18 protein-coding genes are annotated in these 18,091 nt (G+C 64.0%); 12 read left to right on the top strand and 6 right to left on the bottom strand.

The features are described 5' to 3' along the window. Positions 1-124 precede the first annotated feature (124 nt). Positions 125-1,135 (top strand): LacI family DNA-binding transcriptional regulator, encoded by a 1,011-nt coding sequence (locus AB5Y70_RS08640; RefSeq protein WP_029314441.1) that lies wholly within the window; start codon positions 125-127, stop codon positions 1,133-1,135. A 93-nt stretch (positions 1,136-1,228) separates the two neighbouring features. Then, entirely contained in the window at positions 1,229-1,987 is a 759-nt protein-coding gene (miaE, locus tag AB5Y70_RS08635) for a tRNA-(ms[2]io[6]A)-hydroxylase (RefSeq protein ID WP_010674527.1), read from the top strand. Positions 1,988-2,125: 138 nt separating this feature from the next. Here miaE and AB5Y70_RS08630 read toward each other — a convergent pair whose 3' ends face one another. The 6 genes from AB5Y70_RS08630 to pspF form a co-directional block, all read right to left on the bottom strand. Continuing rightward, positions 2,126-2,911 (bottom strand): ABC transporter ATP-binding protein, encoded by a 786-nt coding sequence (locus tag AB5Y70_RS08630; protein ID WP_039039015.1) that lies wholly within the window; start codon positions 2,909-2,911, stop codon positions 2,126-2,128. Between the two features lie 82 nt (positions 2,912-2,993). Next, positions 2,994-3,992 carry an oligopeptide/dipeptide ABC transporter ATP-binding protein gene (locus tag AB5Y70_RS08625; RefSeq protein ID WP_010674529.1) on the bottom strand — a complete coding sequence of 333 codons (999 nt, stop codon included), beginning with the start codon at positions 3,990-3,992 and terminating at the stop codon, positions 2,994-2,996. Between the two features lie 79 nt (positions 3,993-4,071). Continuing rightward, positions 4,072-4,965 (bottom strand): ABC transporter permease subunit, encoded by an 894-nt coding sequence (locus tag AB5Y70_RS08620; RefSeq protein WP_069784996.1) that lies wholly within the window; start codon positions 4,963-4,965, stop codon positions 4,072-4,074. An 89-nt stretch (positions 4,966-5,054) separates the two neighbouring features. Then, positions 5,055-6,014 carry an ABC transporter permease subunit gene (locus AB5Y70_RS08615; RefSeq protein WP_010674531.1) on the bottom strand — a complete coding sequence of 320 codons (960 nt, stop codon included), beginning with the start codon at positions 6,012-6,014 and terminating at the stop codon, positions 5,055-5,057. A gap of 61 nt (positions 6,015-6,075) precedes the next feature. Continuing rightward, on the bottom strand, positions 6,076-7,671 hold the full coding sequence (locus tag AB5Y70_RS08610; protein WP_102948371.1) for an ABC transporter substrate-binding protein: 1,596 nt from the start codon (positions 7,669-7,671) through the stop codon (positions 6,076-6,078). 136 nt (positions 7,672-7,807) lie between these two features. Continuing rightward, on the bottom strand, positions 7,808-8,854 hold the full coding sequence (pspF, locus tag AB5Y70_RS08605; RefSeq protein WP_042880669.1) for a phage shock protein operon transcriptional activator: 1,047 nt from the start codon (positions 8,852-8,854) through the stop codon (positions 7,808-7,810). A gap of 196 nt (positions 8,855-9,050) precedes the next feature. Here pspF and pspA point away from each other — a divergent pair, with 196 nt between their 5' ends. From pspA to AB5Y70_RS08555, 10 genes are all read left to right on the top strand, one after another. Beyond that, on the top strand, positions 9,051-9,731 hold the full coding sequence (pspA, locus tag AB5Y70_RS08600) for a phage shock protein PspA (protein ID WP_010674534.1): 681 nt from the start codon (positions 9,051-9,053) through the stop codon (positions 9,729-9,731). A 3-nt stretch (positions 9,732-9,734) separates the two neighbouring features. Beyond that, positions 9,735-9,971: an envelope stress response membrane protein PspB gene (gene pspB / locus AB5Y70_RS08595; protein ID WP_005300084.1), complete on the top strand. Its 237-nt coding sequence runs from the start codon at positions 9,735-9,737 to the stop codon at positions 9,969-9,971. Between the two features lie 106 nt (positions 9,972-10,077). After that, complete coding sequence (gene pspC / locus AB5Y70_RS08590) at positions 10,078-10,482, top strand: envelope stress response membrane protein PspC (RefSeq protein ID WP_039039018.1); 405 nt, start codon at positions 10,078-10,080, stop codon at positions 10,480-10,482. Between the two features lie 72 nt (positions 10,483-10,554). Next, positions 10,555-11,961 carry a YcjX family protein gene (locus tag AB5Y70_RS08585; RefSeq protein WP_102948372.1) on the top strand — a complete coding sequence of 469 codons (1,407 nt, stop codon included), beginning with the start codon at positions 10,555-10,557 and terminating at the stop codon, positions 11,959-11,961. Between the two features lie 49 nt (positions 11,962-12,010). Beyond that, positions 12,011-13,054, top strand: a complete 1,044-nt coding sequence (locus AB5Y70_RS08580) for a YcjF family protein (protein ID WP_102948373.1) — start codon at positions 12,011-12,013, stop codon at positions 13,052-13,054. Between the two features lie 166 nt (positions 13,055-13,220). Continuing rightward, entirely contained in the window at positions 13,221-14,015 is a 795-nt protein-coding gene (gene phhA, locus AB5Y70_RS08575) for a phenylalanine 4-monooxygenase (protein ID WP_010674538.1), read from the top strand. A 41-nt stretch (positions 14,016-14,056) separates the two neighbouring features. Then, positions 14,057-14,395 (top strand): 4a-hydroxytetrahydrobiopterin dehydratase, encoded by a 339-nt coding sequence (locus AB5Y70_RS08570; protein ID WP_010674539.1) that lies wholly within the window; start codon positions 14,057-14,059, stop codon positions 14,393-14,395. Between the two features lie 142 nt (positions 14,396-14,537). Beyond that, entirely contained in the window at positions 14,538-16,085 is a 1,548-nt protein-coding gene (gene tyrR, locus AB5Y70_RS08565; RefSeq protein ID WP_043156202.1) for a transcriptional regulator TyrR, read from the top strand. A 222-nt stretch (positions 16,086-16,307) separates the two neighbouring features. Further along, positions 16,308-16,826, top strand: a complete 519-nt coding sequence (locus AB5Y70_RS08560) for a YfiR family protein (RefSeq protein WP_081844121.1) — start codon at positions 16,308-16,310, stop codon at positions 16,824-16,826. Then, positions 16,823-18,064 (top strand): diguanylate cyclase, encoded by a 1,242-nt coding sequence (locus tag AB5Y70_RS08555; RefSeq protein WP_043156205.1) that lies wholly within the window; start codon positions 16,823-16,825, stop codon positions 18,062-18,064. Before AB5Y70_RS08560 ends, AB5Y70_RS08555 begins: the two co-directional genes overlap by 4 nt. The last annotated feature ends 27 nt before the right edge of the window (positions 18,065-18,091 follow it).

Genomic DNA, 18,091 nt, shown 5'->3' with positions numbered 1-18,091 from the left:
TTGTGCAGCGAGCGTCCGGATCCGTGAATGGGATCACTGAACCCGGGCCAGCACGCCATTCGTGCGACGACAAGCCGGGGGCGGTGCAGTACACTGCGCCCCGTGACGAGCAAGGGAGAACACAATGACGACGATGCTGGAGGTGGCAAGGCGGGCAGGGGTGTCGAAGGCGACGGTCTCCCGGGTGTTGTCGGGCAATGGTTACACCAGCCAGGAGACCCGGGACCGGGTGCAGCAGGCCATCGAGGAGTGCGGCTATCGCCCCAACCTGGTGGCGAGGCAGCTGGCGACCAGGCACACCCGGACCCTGGGACTGGTGGTCACCAACACCCTCTACCACGGCGTCTACTTCGGCGAGCTGCTCTCCCAGGTGGCGCGGATGACCGAGGATCGCGGGCGCCAGCTCATACTAGCGGACGGCAAGCACAGCGCCGACGAGGAGCGCCAGGCCATCCAGTATCTGCTCGATTCCCGTTGCGATGGCGTCATCATCTATCCGCGCTTTCTTGGGGTGGAGGAGATGGACGAGATCATCGAGCAGCATGAGCAGCCCATCATGGTGCTCAACCGGCGTCTGAGCCGCCATCCGGCCCACTGCGTCTATGCGGATCAGCAGGCGGCGGCGGAGGCGGTGATGGACAAGCTGGTGGCCATGGGGCACAGGGAGATCGCCTTCATTGCAGGCTCTGCGGATTCCCCCACCGGCGCCGAGCGCCTGGCCGGTTACCGGCAGGCGCTGATCCGGCACGGCATCCCCGTGCAGGAGACCTTGATCGCCCCCGGCAAATGGACCCCCGCCTGTGGCGCGGCCGCCGTCTCGACCTTGCTGGCGCGAGGCGCTCGCTTCAGCGCCCTGGTGGCCAGCAACGATGACATGGCGATCGGGGCCATCAAACGGCTGCACGAAGCCGGTGTGATGGTGCCTGACGAGGTTTCGGTGGTGGGGTTTGACGACATCCCCCTGGCCCCTTACGTCATTCCCGCGCTGTCGAGCGTCAAGATGCCGGTGAACGGGATGATCCAGGAGACCATCAACCGCCTGATCACCATGGTGGAGGAGGGGAGCCGGGACGCACTGCCCGCCTTCAGCGGCACCCTGATCCGCCGCGACTCCCTCAGGCGTCTGACGGGCTGAGCCATGATGGCGGTGGGCAGGCCGGGCGGGATCCGTTAGCATAGGCCCCCCGGCGCCAGGCGCCGCGTGTCGTATCAACAGATGAGAGTTCAGATGGATGACCTGTTAGCCCCCGTTCGCCAGTTCCTGCATTGCGAGACCCCGGATGAGTGGGTGGAAATGGCGCGGGATCCCGCCCAGTTGCAGACCCTGCTTATCGATCACGCCAACTGCGAGAACAAGGCGGCACTCACCGCCCACAGCCTGGTGCGCCGCTACTGCCTGCCCAAGGAGAAGCGTCACCTGTTGCCCAAGCTGACCTTCTACCGGGAGCTCGATGCCTTGCCGGAGAAGGCGGAGATCCTCGGCAAGCGCACCATGGGCGAATCAGACAGGAGCGTGTTTGCCGAGCTGGAGCGCAATCCCCTGCTGTTCCCCATGGTGCGCCTCATCCAGGAGGAGCTGCACCACTTCGAGCAGGTGCTGGAGATCATGGCCGCACGGGGCATCCCCTATGGTCCCGTCACCGCCTCCCGCTATGCCCGCAGCCTGCTGACCCATGTGCGCACCTACGAGCCGGCGGCCGTGGTGGACAAGATGATCATCGGTGCCTATATCGAAGCGCGATCCTGCGAGCGTTTTGCCAGGCTGGCCCCTCATCTGGACGAGGAGCTTGGCCGCTTCTATGTCTCCCTGCTGCGCTCGGAGGCGCGTCACTATCAGGACTACCTGGCCCTGGCACAGACGTTCGCAGACGAAGACATCAGCGAGCGGGTGGCCTTCTTCGGTCGCCTGGAGGCCGAGCTCATCTGTTCGCCGGATCCGCAATTCCGGTTCCATAGCGGACTGCCTGTCAGATCTGACAGTTGTTGAGGTGACGGGGGCTGCCTACCATTCCCCTGTTCCTACTACGAGCGACGCAATCACTTTTTGAGCGCAATCCCCCGGCGACTGATGAGACATCAGGCCGGGTTTTTTTATGTCTGGCGCAAGGGGAAACGCGCCGCGGGATCAGCGGCGGTATTCGTTGTTGTAGTTCTGAATGAGGCGGCGGGTGACGTCGTGCTGGGGATCGGCGAAGACCCGCAAGGTCTTGCCGCGCTCCACCACACGGCCTTCGTGCATCACCAGCACCTCGTCGCTGATGTGGCTGACGATCCCCAGATCGTTGGCCACCAGCACATAGCTCAGCCCCATGGTCTCCTGCATCTCCAGCAGCAGGTTGATGATCTGGGAGCGTACCGAAATATCCAGGGTCGAGAGCGCCTCGTCCGCCACCACTATCTTGGGATTGAGGATGAGCGCCCGTGCCAGCCCCACCCGCTGCTGCTGGCCGGCGGAGAGCATCTGGGGATAGAAGAGGGCGTGGTCGGGCAGCATGCCCACCATGCGCAGGGTCTGGATCACCTTCTCCCGGCGCTCTTCCTCGCTCAGGGCCGTGTTGAGGCGAAGCGGGGTCTCCAGGATCTGGCCGACCCGGATTTTCCGGTTAAGGGAGGTGTTGGGGTCCTGGAAGATCATCCGCAGCAGCTTGCAGCGGGTCTGGTAATCGCCGTGGACCATGGGTTGCCCCTCGATGGCGATCTCCCCGCCACTCGGTTCAATCATGCCCGCCAGAATGCGGGCCAGGGTGCTCTTGCCCGAGCCCGCCTCCCCGACGATGGCCAGGGTCTGGCCCACCTCGAGATCGAACGAGAGGGGCTTTATCGCCTCCACCGCGCGGCGCCTGAACAGGCCGGTGCGGTTCTGGTAGGTCTTGCACAGGCCCCTGACCTGCAACAGGGAAGGTTCGGTCACGACGTGGTCTCCTTGGGTGCGCTCGCCGGATAGAGGGGCTGACGGGGTGGGCAGGTGCCCCGGATCAGGGTCTGGTGCCGGTTCATTTCTTCGGTTCTTCCATGTTGAGCGGGAAGTGGCAACTGAACTGATGCCCCTTGACCTTGCTCATCAGCGGCGTCTGCACGCACTGCTTCTGGGCATAGGGGCAGCGTGGGCCGAGGCGGCAGCCGATGGGCAGGTGCTGCAGCGGCGGTATCACCCCGGGCAGGGTCTCGAGCCGGGACTTGTGGCGCACCAGTTTGTCAAAGTCCGGGATGGATTTGAGCAGGGCATCCGTATAGGGGTGGTGAGGGGATTCCAGGATCTGGTCCCGGGTCCCCACTTCCACCATCTGGCCGCAATACATGATGTTGAGGGTGTCGGTCAGGTTCGCGATGGCGGCGATGTCGTTGCTGATGATGAGGATGGTGGTATTGCCCAGCTTGTTCATCTTGTCCAGCAACCGCAGGATCTGGGAGTGGGTGGTGGACTCCATGGCGCTGGTGGGTTCGTCCGCCACCAGCAGGCGCGGCTGGTTGGCGATGGCCATGGCGATCATCACCTTCTGGCACATGCCGTCCGACAGCTCGTGGGGATAGGCCCGCATCACCTTGCGGTGATCCTTGACCCCGACCCGGTGCAGCAGGGCGATGGCCCGCTTCTTGCGCCACTGGAAGCGCTGCCAGAACTTGCCGGTGAAGGCGCTGGTGGGGATGGCCTCTTCGAGCTGGGTGCCTATCTCCTCCGAGGGGTCGAGGCAGCTGATGGGGTCCTGGAAGATCATCGCTATCTCCCGCCCCATGATGCGGCGCCGCTCCTTGGGCGCCATGGTCAGCAGATCCATGTCGTTGAAGCGCATCCGGTCGGCGCGCACCGTCCAGTTGTCCTTCTGGATGCCGACGATCACCTTGGCCACCAGGCTCTTGCCCGAGCCGGATTCCCCCACCAGCCCGCGGATCTCCCCCTCGTTCAGGGTCAGGCTGACTCTGTCCACCGCCTTGACCTTGCCCTGGGGGGTGTCGATTTCGATGGTGAGGTTGCGTATGTCGAGCAGAGGCATCAGCAATGTCTCCCGTTCAGGGCGCAGCCGGGTCGCTCAGGGCGTCCGGGGGCGGGGATAGATAACAAGGCTGGCAACATCAGTCGTTCCCCTCTTTGAGTGCTTCGCGAATGCCTTCGCCCACCAGGTTGGTCACCAGCACGCTGAACAGGATGGCCATCCCGGGCAGGGTCACCGTCCAGGGGGCCAGATAGATAAGATCGCTCGAATCGGCCAGCATGGCACCCCACTCCGGCTGGGGAGACTGGGCCCCGAGACCGAGGAAGCCCACCGCCGAGATGTCCAGGATGGCGGCGGAGAGGGTGCGGGTGGTCTGGGTCACCAGGGTCTCGACGATGTTCGGCAAGATGGCCAGGCGCATGATCCGCTGGGGCGGAGAGCCGTCGAGGCGGCTGGCGATGATGTACTCCTTCTGCATCTCGGCGTGAACCGCGTTGTAGGTCGCCCGGATGAAGGGCGGTATCAACGCGAGCGTGATGGCGATCAGGGTGTTGAACAGACCCGGCCCCAGGATGGCCACGACGATGATGGCCAGCAGCAGGGACGGGATGGAGAGCAGGGTATCGAGCAGGTGATGGAGCACGCTCGACTTCACCCCCTTGCTCATGCCACCGAGGATGCCGATGGCCGAGCCGATGACCAGCGCGATGAGCACCACCAGCAGGGCGTTGCCGAAGGTGAGTCTGGCCCCGGCCACCAGACGGGAGAGGATGTCGCGCCCCAGATCGTCGGTCCCCAGGAAGTAATCGATGTTGCCGCTGTTGGCCCAGGAGGGGGCGAGCAGCAGGTGGCTGCTGTGCTGATCGTCGATGCCGTAGGGGATCACCAGGGGACCGATGAGGGTCACCAGCAGCAGCAGCCCGAAGCACCAGAGTCCCGCCATGGCCAGCGGGTTGCGTCGGTAGGAGGCCCAGGTCTGCTCCAGGGGGGAGAGGATCTTGAGCTCCGGATAGATGTTCGATTTATCGTGCATGATGCAGGCTCCCGTGCTGGTCGCAAGGGGATGGGCACGCCTGTGCGCCGGTGGCCCATGGGCCGCCGTGGTTCATCCACAGACCGCAATCAATCTTGTCTTGCATAGAGTTCTTTACGCCGTGCCGGATACATGATGGTGGTCAGCAGATCGGTGCTGACGCTGATGAAGATGACGAAGCTCGCCACCACCAGGAAGGCGCCGCGGATGGCGGCATAGTCCTGCAGCGCGATGCTGCTCACCAGCCAGCGGCCGATGCCGGGCCAGTCGAACACCACCTCGGTGATCATGGCGGAGGTGAGCACACTGCCAAGTTGCAGCCCCAGCAGCGGCAACACGGGGGGCAGGGCGTTCTTGAGCCCGTGACGCCAGACGATCTGGCGGCGGGAGAGTCCGCGGCTGGCGGCAGCCTTGATGTAGTTCTGTTTCATCACATCGATGAGGGAGCTGCGCACGTGGCGGATCACCTCGGTGGTGGGCACCACGGCCAGCACCAGGGAAGGCAGTACCAGATGGCGCAGGGCGTCGTGCAGGGCCGCTTCCCGCCAGGGCTCCTGGCTCATCAGCACATCGACGATGGCGATCCCGGTGATGGAGGGCACGTCGTAGAGCAGGCTGATCTGGCCGGAGGAGGGGAGCCAGCCAAGATCCAGGGAGAAGAACATCACCATCAGCAGCCCCAGCCAGAAGACCGGGATGGCATAGCCGACGAGGCCGGCGGCCATGATGGAGAGGTCCGGGCTGCGCCCCTGATAGAGGGCCGCCAGGGTGCCCAGGGGGATGCCCACCAGCAGCGAGATGGCGAAGGCGGCGAGGCAGAGGGTCAGGGTCGCCGGGAAGTAGTGACGGATCTCGTCGAGGACCGGCTGGCCGGAGACGCTGGAGAGCCCGAAATCCCCGGCGGCGATGCGCTGGAGGAAGTCAGGATAGCCGTGCCAGAAATCCAGCACCTGGGTGATGAGGCGAAACTCCAGGAGGTAGGCCCCCAAAGTCAGCACCAGGAGGGTGATCACCAGCAGGGTGATGCGGCGCAGGATATAGAAAAACATGCTTATGCCTCCTGGGGACGGTGCGCCGATGGCCCGACGATGGAGTGGTTATCTGTCATGGTCACTCCCGATGGGCCTGGTTGAAGGTGGTGCCGCCAAAGGGCATCAGGGTCAGCCCCTGAATGTCGCTGCGACTCACCTGGGTTCTCAGGGCATGGGCCAGGGGAATGAGCGGCAACTGCTCGTTGAGCAGGGACTGGGCATAGTAATAGTTGCGCAGGCGGAAGGCGAGCTGCGGGGTGGTCACCGCATCGTCCAGCAGCTGATCGAAGGCGGGGCTGCACCAGCGGCTGTAGTTGTTGCCCCGCTCGACGGCGGCGCAGCTCAGCAACTGGCGGAAGAAGTTGTCCGGATCCGCGTTGTCGGCGATCCAGCCCGAAAGCAGGCTGTCATATTGTCCATGGGCGAGCCGGGTCTCGATGACCGGCCAGGCCTGCTGCACTATCTTGAGGCTCACCCCAATCTTGGCGAAATCGCTGCGCATCAGTTGCGCCGTCTTGAGGCCGTCCGGGTTGTAGGGACGGGCGCCGGGTTGCACCAGCACCTGCATCTCGAAGCCGTTGGGGTAGCCCGCGTCCTTGAGCAACTGGCGAGCGAGCTTGAGATCCGGCTTGCGCTGGGGCAGGGAGGGGTTGTAGCCCCAGGAGAGGGGTGGCAGCAGGCTGGCGGCGCTCTGGCCGGTCTCGAAATAGACAGCCTGCAGCAGATTCTGCACATTGATGGCGCTGGCGAGGGCCTGGCGCACCTGCACCTTGTTGAACGGGGCCTTGCGGGTATTGAGGGCGAGGAAGGCGACGTTCATCCCCGACTGCACCGACAGATCCAGGTGGGAGTCCTTGTCTATCACTGACAGCTGGCTGGCAGAGGGGGTGCTCATCACGTCGCACTCGCCGGTCAGCAGCTTGGCCAGGCGCTTGGAGGACTTGGGGGTGATGTCGTAGATGAGCTGCTCCATTCTGGCCTCGCCGCCCCAGTAGCCGGGGTGACGCAGGTAGTGCACGAACTCGTTGTGGCGATACTCCTTGAAGCTGAAGGGGCCGGTGCCGATGGGGCGGCTGTCCAGCAGCGCCGGGGTGCCGGCCTTTAGCATCTGCTCCCCGTACTCGGCGGAGAGCACGATGGCGTAGTCGCTGGCCAGGGTGGCAAGGAAGGAGGCATCGGGGCGGTTCAGCTCGAACACCACCTCATAGGGCCCCTTCTTGTAGACCCGCTTGATGAGGTTGCCGAGCCCCAGGCTGTAAAAATAGGGGTACTCGCCGCCGGAGACGGCGTGGAAGGGGTGGTGTTCGTCCAGCAGACGCTGCCAGGTGAACAGGACGTCGTCGGCATTGAAGTGACGGGTCGGGCTGAACCAGGGGGTACGGTGGAAGGTCACTCCCTTGCGCAGGGTCAGGGTATAGGAGAGGCCGTCCTCGCTGCTTTGCCAGCGGGTGGCGAGCCCCCCTTCGATGCCGAGGGTGTTGGCATTGACCTCGAGCAGGCGATCGTAGATGGGGCGAGCACTGGCATCCAGGGTCGCATCCGAATTGGCAAGCTGCGGGTTGAAGGTTCGGGGTGCCCCTTCGGCACAATAGATGAGCCCGGTTTTGGAGGCTTCATCGCGTTTCTGACAGCCGCTGACCAGGACCAGTAGACCAAGCAGCAGGGGGGTGAGCATTCTCATGTTGGAACCATGTTTTCAGACAGAGTTGCCCGCCAGGGGGCGGGCGCGTTGCGGGGGGCGGCCGGGCAGGCGCTCCCGTCAGGGGTGACGTGCGCCGCGTTATCCGCGCGCACAGACCCGGTGCCAGGCATCAGCCCGCCTCCTGGTTGCCACTGTTGTCATCCCCGTCCAGCAATTGATATTTGCGCAGCATCCCCCGGAACTGGTGATAGCTCAGGGCCAGCAACTGGGCTGCTTTGCGCTGATTATACTGGGATTGCTGCATCGCTTGCTTGAGTAAATTAATCTCGTACTCCGCCACCGCCCCTTTGAGATCCAGCGGCAGGGTCGGGGTCGGGGCCGTTTCTGCCGAGGTCGGCGCGTCCGTGGAAGGGGCGGCGTCACCTCGGGCACGGGGGCGCCAGGGGGAGTCAAAGGGATTGAGCACCAGATCCGCCAGCGGCAACTGGGGGTTGCCCTGGCGATAGAGACTGCGCTCCACCACGTTCTTGAGCTCCCGCACGTTGCCCGGCCAGGGGTAATCTTGCAGCAGCTGGGTCGCCTTGCGCGAGAAGCCGGCAAAGAGCGGATACCCCAGCTCCCGGGTCATGCCGTGGGCGAAGTGTTCCGCCAGCATCAGGATGTCCTCGCGCCGCTCCCGAAGGGGGGGCAGGGTGATGACGTCGAAGGCGAGCCGGTCCAGCAGGTCGTGACGAAACCGTCCTTTCTGTGCCAGTGCAGGCAGATCCTCGTTGGTGGCGCACACCAGCCGCACATCCACCTTGAGGGGCTTGGCACCGCCCACCCGCTCGAACTCCCCGTACTCGATGACCCGCAGCAGTTTTTCCTGCACCCGGGCGCTAGTGGTGGCCAGCTCGTCGAGGAACAGAGTGCCGCCGTCGGCCCGCTCGAAGCGCCCCTGATGGCGCTTGGCGGCGCCAGTGAAAGAGCCCGCCTCGTGGCCGAACAGCTCGGTCTCCAGCAGGCTCTCGCTCAAGGTGGCGCAGTTGATGGTGACAAAGCTTTGATCCCAGCGATCCGAGAGATAATGTAGGCGGTGGGCGATGAGCTCCTTGCCGGTCCCCCGCTCGCCGATGATGAGTACGGGCTTGCGCAGCGGCGCGAGGCGCGATGCCTGCTCGATGATTTCTAGAAATGCGTTGGATTCACCCAACAGACTTTCCGTGGCCGTGGTCATCCCTGCCCCTGTGAGTTGAAAAATCTGGTTAATCTTACCAAAAGTTGGTTATTTTAATCATCACTTGTTTCCCCGGGACTTGAACTGCATTCTGAGTGCCCATATAAATCAACAAGTTAAATATTGTTCCAGATTGGCACACAAGTTGCCATTGTCAATGGAGACACAACCCGATGCCTATCACAGGAGTACAATCATGAGCATTTTTTCTCGCCTGGCCGACATCATCAATTCCAATCTGACGGCTCTGCTCGACAAGGCGGAAGATCCCCAGAAGATGGTGCGTCTGATCATCCAGGAGATGGAAGATGAACTGGTGAAGGAGCGCTCCAACCTGGCCCGCTTCCTCGCGAATCAAAAAGAGATCGGCCGTCAGGTGAGCCGCCATCAGGAGCGGGTCGCCGAGTGGCAGGGCAAGGCCGAGCTGGCCCTGACCAAGGGGCGCGAAGATCTGGCCCGGGCTGCCCTCATCGAGAAGAGCAAGCAGGCGGAGCTTGCCGACGCCCTGTCTCGTGAACAGCAGGCGGTGGACAGCGGCATCGAGAAGCTGGGGGAGGAGATCCGCCAGCTGGAAGCCAAGCTGGAAGACGCCCGTGCCCGCCAGAAGGCGATGGCCATTCGCAGCGAAGCCGCCAGCAGCCGTCTCAATGTGCAAAGCCAGGTGGCCCGTGGCGACAGCCAGGCCGTGGTGAGCAAGTTCGAGCGCATGGAGCGCCGCATCGACGAGATGGAAGCCCGCGCCGATCTGGGGCAGTCCGACAAGGCGCTCGCCCAGCAGTTTGCCGAGCTGGAAGCGGACGACCAGATCAGCCGCGAGCTGGAAGCCATGCGCCAGAAGCTGGGCCAGCACAATCCGGCACCGAAACAGGGAGAGTAACAGATGGAAGATCTGCTGGGTGTATTGATGGTTCCCATGGTGGTCTTCATGGTGGTGGTGGCCCCCATCTGGCTGGTGCTGCACTACCGCGCCAAGGGACGCATTGGCGCCGGTCTTGCCGATGGTGAGCGTGAACAGCTGCAGGGCTTGCTGGTGCGTGCCGAGAAGATGCAGGAACGGGTCGGCGCCCTGGAGTCGATTCTGGATGCTGAGGTTCCTGGTTGGAGAAACAAGGTATGACGGTTTTCAATGAGAGATGTCATGACCGTGGCAAAAAGCCGGAGCGTGCCGGAACCGTATTGGCGTCGATTCTGGATGCGGAAGTCCCCGGTTGGAGGAACAAGGTATGAACAGTGTCAGTCGTGAAGGGCGCAACCTGTACCGGGATCCCCAGCGAGGCAAGATTGCCGGGGTCTGTGCCGGTCTGGCAGAGTACTTCGGGGTGGAGACCTGGATCGTGCGGCTGCTGGCCATCAGTGGTCTCATCTTCGCCGGTTTCATCACCTTCACCGCCTATATTGCCGCCTGGTTCCTGCTCGACAAGAAGCCGGTCACCCTCTACTCCCAGGAAGATGTCGAGTTCGCCGAGGTGCGGATGAAGGCGCGCAGCTGGCAGGCTGGCGTCACACCTCATCAGGCCCTTGCCCGCATCGGCCAGGAGCTGGATGCACTGGAGCCCAGGGTGCAGCGCATCGAGAAGCTGGTGACCTCCAAGGAGTTCACCCTGCAACGGGAGTTCAGCAAGCTCTAAACGTGCCGGGCCGCGAGGATACCGCCTCGCGGCCGTCTCTCTGATGTGATCACAAGGAGAAGAAGACCCGCCTTGATACGCAACAAACTAGAACACTCCTGGTCGGTGCTCCAGCACAAGGCCGTTGACGCGGTGAACCGGGCCCGGGATCGCCACATCAGGCTGGCGGTCACCGGCCTCTCTCGCAGCGGCAAGACCGCGTTTATCACGGCGCTGGTCAATCAACTGGAGCACGCGGCCATCGACGGTCGTCTGCCACTCTGGGACGCCCAGCGCCAGGGACGCATCCTCGGTGCTCGCCGGGTGCCCCAGCAAAACGCCCACATTCCCACCTTCCCCTACGAACGGGGCCTCGATGCCCTGTTTGGCGATCCGCCCGCCTGGCCCGCGCCGACCCGGGGGGTGGCCGAGGTACGCCTCGAGATCCGCTATTGCACCCGCCATCCGCTGCGTCGGCACCTGGGGGAGATCTCCACCCTCTATGTGGATCTGGTGGATTATCCCGGGGAGTGGCTGCTGGATTTGCCGCTGCTGGATCTGAACTACGAGCAGTGGAGCGAGCAGGTGCGGGAGCAACTGTGCCGCCCCGAGCTGCAAGCCCTGGCGGCAGGCTGGTTGACGCCGCTCTGGCAGGCGGATCAAGCCTTCGAGGAGCGGGCCGCCAGCGAACTGGCCGCCCGCTACACCGATTATCTGCACGCCTGCAAGCAGGCGCTCGGGCTTCACCTCATCCAGCCCGGGCGTTTCGTGTTGCCCGGCGAGTATGCCGGTGCGCCGCTGCTGCAATTCGTGCCCTGGGTATGGGAGATGCCCATACACTCCCCCGAAGACGGCACCCTCTACGCCACCTTCAAGCAGCGCTTCGAGCAGTACAAGCAGCATCTGGTACAGGGCTTCTATGAGCAGCACTTTGCAGGCTTTGATCGCCAGATCGTGCTGGTGGACTGCCTGGCGCCCCTCAATGCCGGCGCCGCGAGCTTTGGTGACATGCAGCAGGCCATCGCCCGCATCATGGAGAGCTTCGCCTACGGCAAGAGTAACTGGTGGCGCCGCCTCTTCTCCCCGCGCATCGACAAGCTGCTGTTTGTGGCGAGCAAGGCCGATCACGTCACGCCGGAGCAGCACGGGCCTCTGGTGTCGCTCCTGCAGCACCTGGTGAGCCGTGGCCGGGGTCAGGCCCGCTTCGAGGGGATAGAGACCGAATGCCTGGCGCTGGCCGCCATCAAGGCCACCGAGGTGGGCAAGGGGGTGGCAGACGGACGGGAATTTCCCGCCATTCGTGGCACTACCCTCTCGGGCGAGCCCTTGCTGCTCTTCCCGGGGGAGGTGCCTGCCCAGATCCCGCCTGCGCAGTGGTGGAAAACTCAAGGGTTTGATTTTCAGGCCTTTCGCCCGCTGCCCATGAGCGCCCATCAGGCGCTCCCCCATATCCGGCTCGATGCGGCGCTGGAATTCCTGCTCGGGGATCACCTCGAATAACGGGTGGGTGGCCCGCTGTGCTCGAGGGGCGCCCACAGGAGAGAATGCGATGAACGATCAGACAAGATGGCGCACCGATGACGCCGCTCCCCTGCAAGGCAAGGTGACGCTGGAGCCCGCGCCCTCGGTGGCAAGCGAAGCGCAGCCACCCGCCCCGGCCCGGCGGCTGGAAGAGGAGAGCTTCGCGCCTCTGGACGCGCTGGACGAGCTCACCGAGGTGGAACCCGCGCTTACCGTCAGGCCTCGGCGCCGCCATCGTCTGCTGGCCTGGGGGCTGGGCGGGGTGGGGCTGCTGTCGCTTGGCCAGTTTGGCGCTTTTCTGGTGGATCAGTTTGCCGCCTCCCCCTTCTGGGGTGGGGCCTGGCTGCTCGCCTCCGGCCTGGTGGCGGTGGGCACCGCCGGGGTGGCGGGGCGCGAATGGCTGCGGCTGCGCACCTTGAAGCGGCGCCAGGATGTGCGCTCAAGAGCCGAGGATTTGCTGGCCCACCAGGGGGTGGGTCAGGGGCAGGCCTTCTGCGAGGCCCTGGCCGAGAAGAGCGGTGACAAGGGGAGGGAAGGGTATCGCACCTGGCTATCCCAGCTTGACGAGAGCCACAGCGATCGGGAAGTGCTGACCCTCTACAGCCAGCTGGTGCTCACCGAGCGGGACAAGCTGGCCCAGGCCCGCGTCGCCAAATGGTCGGGGGAGGCCGCCGTGCTGGTGGCCCTGAGCCCGCTCGCCACCGTCGACATGATGCTGATGCTCTGGCGCAACCTGCGGATGATCGAGGACATCGCCGATGTCTACGCCATCGAGCTCGGCTACTGGAGCCGCATCCGCCTCATTCGTCAGGTGTTTCGCAACATGCTCTATGCGGGGGCCACCGAGCTGGTGACCGAGGTAGGGATGGATCTGCTGGGGGCCGAGCTGACCGCCAAGCTCTCCGCCCGCGCCGCCCAAGGGGTCGGGGCCGGGTTGCTCACCGCGCGCCTTGGGATGCGTACCATGGAAGCCTGTCGTCCGCTCCCCTGGTGTGCCGACGAGAAGCCGAAGCTGGGGGAGTTGCGCAAGCGGCTGATCGGCCAGTTGGCGGGTTATCTCAACAAGTCGTGAGGTGGCTGGCACCCGACATGAATGTCACAAATTATTTACAATTGTCAAAAGCAGCCGACCCCGGGGTCGGCTGCTTTTTTGAGGGGCAAACCGTTACAGTGATCCCATGACTCAACGGCCAGTGACCGCCCGGATGGCGGCTGGCACCCGAAGGATGGGATCACTCATGGCAAGTCTCTACACGGCCCGCCAACCGGATGGGCAGGGCCGGATCCACTACACGGACGAGGAGCATGGCACCTGGCGGATCCTGATTGCACGCCAGCTTGCGGCGCTCGATGGCAAGGCCTGCGACGAATACCAGGCCGGGTTGGCACGCCTCGACCTGCCTCTGAACCGTATCCCCCAGCTGGGCGAGATCAACGCCGCCCTGATGCCCGCCACCGGCTGGTCGGTGGCGGCGGTGCCGGCCCTCATCTCCTTTGATCACTTCTTCGCGCTGCTCGCTGATCGCCGTTTTCCCGTCGCCACCTTCATTCGCCGCCGGGACGAGCTCGACTACCTGCAAGAGCCCGACATCTTCCACGAGATCTTCGGCCACTGCGCCATGCTGACCAACCCGGCCTTTGCCCACTTCACCCACCTGTATGGTCGGCTCGGACTCCATGCCAGCAAGGAGGAGCGGGTCTATCTGGCGAGGCTCTACTGGTTCACGGTGGAGTTCGGTCTCCTGCAGGGGGAGGAGGGGCTGCGTATCTACGGCGGCGGCATTCTCTCCTCCATCGGCGAGACCGCCTATGCCCTCTCGGGCAAGCCCGAGCTGCAACCCTTCGATCTGCTGGAGATCCTGCGTACCCCCTATCGCATCGACATCATGCAGCCGACCTATTTCGTGCTGCCTCGTCTCGATACCCTCTATGGTCTGGAGGGGCAGGGGATCATGGCGGCCGTGGCCGAGGCCCGTCGTCTTGGCTTGCGTCCACCCCGCTTTGCCCCCGTTGCCGGCAAGCAGGCGAGCTAACCCGAATTCATTCCCACGATGTTTCATGAAAGGAGTCCCGAATGACTGAACTGGCGAGTCAACGATGCGAGGCGTGCCGCGCCGATGCCCCCAGGGTGAGCGATCAGGAGCTGGGGGAGCTGATGCACCTCATCCCCGACTGGCAGCCCCTGGTGGTCAACGGCGAGCTGCAACTGCGCCGTGAATTTGTGTTTCGCAACTTCAAGGAGGGGCTGGCGTTCACCAACCGCCTCGGAGAACTGGCGGAGGCGGAGTTCCATCATCCGGCGATCTTGCTTGAATGGGGCAAGGTGACCGTGAGCTGGTGGACCCACAAGATAGGCGGCTTGCATCGCAACGATTTCATCATGGCAGCCCGCACCGACGGTCTGATGAAGTAACCGCCGTCTGGCGCCAACGCAGACAGGGCCTGCCCGGTGAAAGCGGGGCAGGCCCGCATTTTTGTGGGGGAGCGCTCGCACTGGCGGGATCGAGTCTGTATTATCCCGTTATTCAGAATGTTAGCTAGGAAGTGTGTGCCGAATGCGTCTTGAAGTCAGCTGTGAAGACCGTCTGGGCCTGACCCGGGAATTGCTCGACCGACTGGTGGAGCACAACATCGATCTGCGCGGCATCGAAATCGATACCTCAGGCATCATCTATCTCAATTTCCCCGAGCTGGAGTTTCGTGACTTTCAGCATCTGATGCCGGAAATTCGCCGCATTCCCGGCGTCTATGACGTCAAGACCATCCCCTACATGCCCTCCGAGCGGGAACACCACGAGATAGAGGCCCTGCTCAAGGCACTGCCGGACCTGGTCTTCTCCCTCGACAGCAAGGGGCGGGTGACCCAGGCCAACCAGGCCGCCCTCACCACCCTGGCGTTGCCACCGGACGAGGTGCGCGGCGTGGCGATCTCCTCCCTGGTCAAGGGCTTCTCGTTTGGCCGCTGGCTGGAGTCGGGGGAGATCAAGCCCCAGACCTGCAAGCTGAGCCTCGGTGGCGAAGAGTACCTGGGCGATCTGATGCCGCTGTTCGTGGCCGAAGAGAAGGGCAAGCAGGCTCTGGCCGGCGCCGTGGTGGTGCTCAAATCCGCCCGCCGGGTCGGCATGCACTTCAGTGCCCTGCACGCGGTGGAAGTGGGGGGCTTTGAGCACCTCCAGGCCGAGAGCCAGAAGATGAAAGAGGTGCTGGCCCAGGCTGCCAAGCTCGCGATGCAGGACGCTCCCTTGCTCATCGTGGGGGAGACCGGCACCGGCAAGGAGTTGCTGGCCCGGGCCTGCCACGGCGCCAGCCTGCGCTCCAGCCACCCCTTCATGGCGCTCAACTGCGCGGCCATGCCGGACAACGTGGCCGAGAGCGAGCTGTTCGGCTATGCCCCCGGCGCCTTTGGCAACAACACCGAGGGCAAGCGCGGGGTGCTGGAGCTGGCCAGCGGCGGCACCCTGATGCTGGACGAGATCGGCGACATGTCCCCCCATCTGCAGACCAAGTTCCTGCGGGTGCTGCAAGATGGCGTGTTTCGCCGGGTCGGTGACGAGCAGGAGGTGAGGGTCAACGTGCGCTTCATCTGCACCACCCAGAAGCAGTTGCTGGATCTGGTCCATGAAGGGAAGTTTCGCGAAGATCTCTACTACCGCCTCAATGTGCTTAGCCTCAATCTGCCGCCGCTGCGAGAGCGCAAGGCGGACATCATGGCCCTGGCCCAGCAGTTCGTGTCGCGCTTTGCCAGCGAACTGCAGCGCCCGCGTCCGCGCTTTACCCGCAACATGGCCGAGTACCTCACCGCCTACCGCTGGCCCGGCAACGTGCGCCAGCTGCGCAACTGCCTCTATCGGGCCATGACCCTGCTGGAAGGGGACGAGATTGGACCCGAGCACGTGGACTTGCCGGTGGCGGCCGATGCCATGCCGCTCATCGACGAGTGGTTCGAAGGGGGGCTCGACGAGGCGGTGAAGCGTTTCGAGAGCCGCCTGCTGGAGCGGCTCTACCCGGCGTTCCCCTCCACCCGCCAACTGGCCAAGCGGCTCGGTGTCTCCCATACCGCCATCGCCAACAAGCTGCGCGAATATGGGATTGGCAAGAAGTAGTGTCGATGGACGGTGTCTGCCTGGGGCATTGAGCGCCTTGCAGGCACGGCTGCGACGCCCGGTGACGCAACCGTGCCACTTGCCTCTGGGGGCTGGCCACCCGGCTGGTAAGCTCGGTGCTGTGCCATGCAGGCACTCTCATCATGGGCGTCGGGTGACCCCGGCGCCGACCTGGACACTCTCGCGGGCACCATGCAGATGTTTTGTTACCTCCGGTTACTGATGTGGCTGGCGCCACTGTGCTGCATGCTGATGCTGGCAAACCAGGCCATGGCGGCGACCTCCGCCGAGGCGCGCAGTGACATGGTGCGCCAGACCGTGCTCGATATCCTCAGTTACACCCGCTGGCCCAGCGAGCCCGCCAGACTTCGGCTCTGCATCACGGCGCCGACGGAATATGCGTCATCCCTTCTGACCATCGAACGGCAGGCCAATGGCCGACCGGTGGAGGTCCATCGCTACGACATGGACGATGAGGCGCTGATCCAGCGCTGCGATGTCATCTATCTGGGGGTGCTGGCACCGGCACAGCGCCTCTCCCTGTTCGAGCGCCTGCGCGGTCACGCCATCCTCAGCATCAGTGAGCAGAGCCGCGAATGCATCGCCGATGCGGTCTTCTGTCTGCAGGCCGGGGAGGAGAGGGTGCGTTTTCGGGTCAATCTGGATGCGCTGGCCCGCAGCGGTGTGCGAGTGCACCCGGCCGTGCTCAAGCTCGCGCGAGCCGATGAGGAGCTGCGATGACGGTCCATCACGCCACTCCCCGGCTTACCCTGCGACAGAGTCTGGGGCGCACCCACATGATGATCTCCCTGACTGCCGTCTGCATGGCCGGGCTGTTTCTGACCGTCACGGCGTTGCTGGCGCTGCGCCTTTATGCGGATCACAACCTCAAGCTGGTGGCGCGGGCCATCAGCTACACCACTGAGGCGGCCGTGGTCTTCCATGACAAGGAGGCGGCACTGGATGCCCTGGAGACCATCACCTCCCAGGAAGACATAGCCAGCGCCAGCATAGTGCTGCCGGACGGCCAGGTGCTGGCGAGCTGGCGCCGGGACATCACTACCCCCTGGACCACCCTGGAGCAGCACCTGGCCCGCCTGATCCTGCCGGGGCCCGTGGCGCTCCCCATGGTGCGCGAGCACAAGGAGATAGCCAGGGTGCATCTGGTCGGTCACGGCCAGTACCTGTTGCGATTCCTGTTGCAGACCTTGCTGGCTACCCTGGTGTGCCTGCTCATCAGTATTCTCGGGGCACTCCATGTGGCGCGCCGGATGCAACGCTCCATCACGGCACCCCTCAAGGCCCTGACCGAGGTGGCTTACAACGTCAGCCGCCAGCGGGCCCTCAAGGAGCGGGTGCCGGCGGCCAATATCGCCGAGCTGCACGAGCTGGGCGAGGATTTCAATTCGCTGCTCGATGAGCTGGAAGCCTGGCAGGCCCACCAGAAGCGGGAGAACGCCAGCCTGCTGCATCAGGCAACCCATGATCCCCTGACCGGTCTGCCCAACCGCGCTCTGTTCGAGGCTCGCATGGAGCAGGCCATCCTGGCAGGCAACAAGGGGCATGAAGGTTTTGCCCTGCTCTATCTGGATTGCGATCGTTTCAAGCAGATCAATGACAACCTGGGCCACAGCATCGGCGACGAAGTGCTGATCGCCGTGGCGCGGCGGGTGCAGCATCAGCTCAGGCCCCTGGATCTGGTCTGCCGGCTGGGGGGAGATGAGTTCGTCATCCTCCTGACCCCGATCCAGGGGGAGGACGAGGTGCGCGAGGTGATAGGGCGAGTGCAGCAGGCCATGAACACCCCCGTGGTATTGAGTGACGGTCGCCATCTCGGGGTGGGGATCAGCATCGGCTCTGCCCGCTATCCCGAGCAGGGGAAGACGGCGGATGCCCTGCTGCAATGGGCAGACGACGCCATGTATCAAGCCAAACGACAACGCAGGGAGGAGAGGGAAACACGAAAAACGAGCACGTGAAGTTGAACCGGAAATAGTGAAAGGATG

The organism is Aeromonas sp. s1(2024) (assembly GCF_040908005.1).
In the GTDB taxonomy this organism is placed as follows: domain Bacteria; phylum Pseudomonadota; class Gammaproteobacteria; order Enterobacterales; family Aeromonadaceae; genus Aeromonas; species Aeromonas caviae.
Note: the sequence above shows the minus strand (reverse complement) of the source record. Positions and strands in the feature narration are given on the sequence as shown.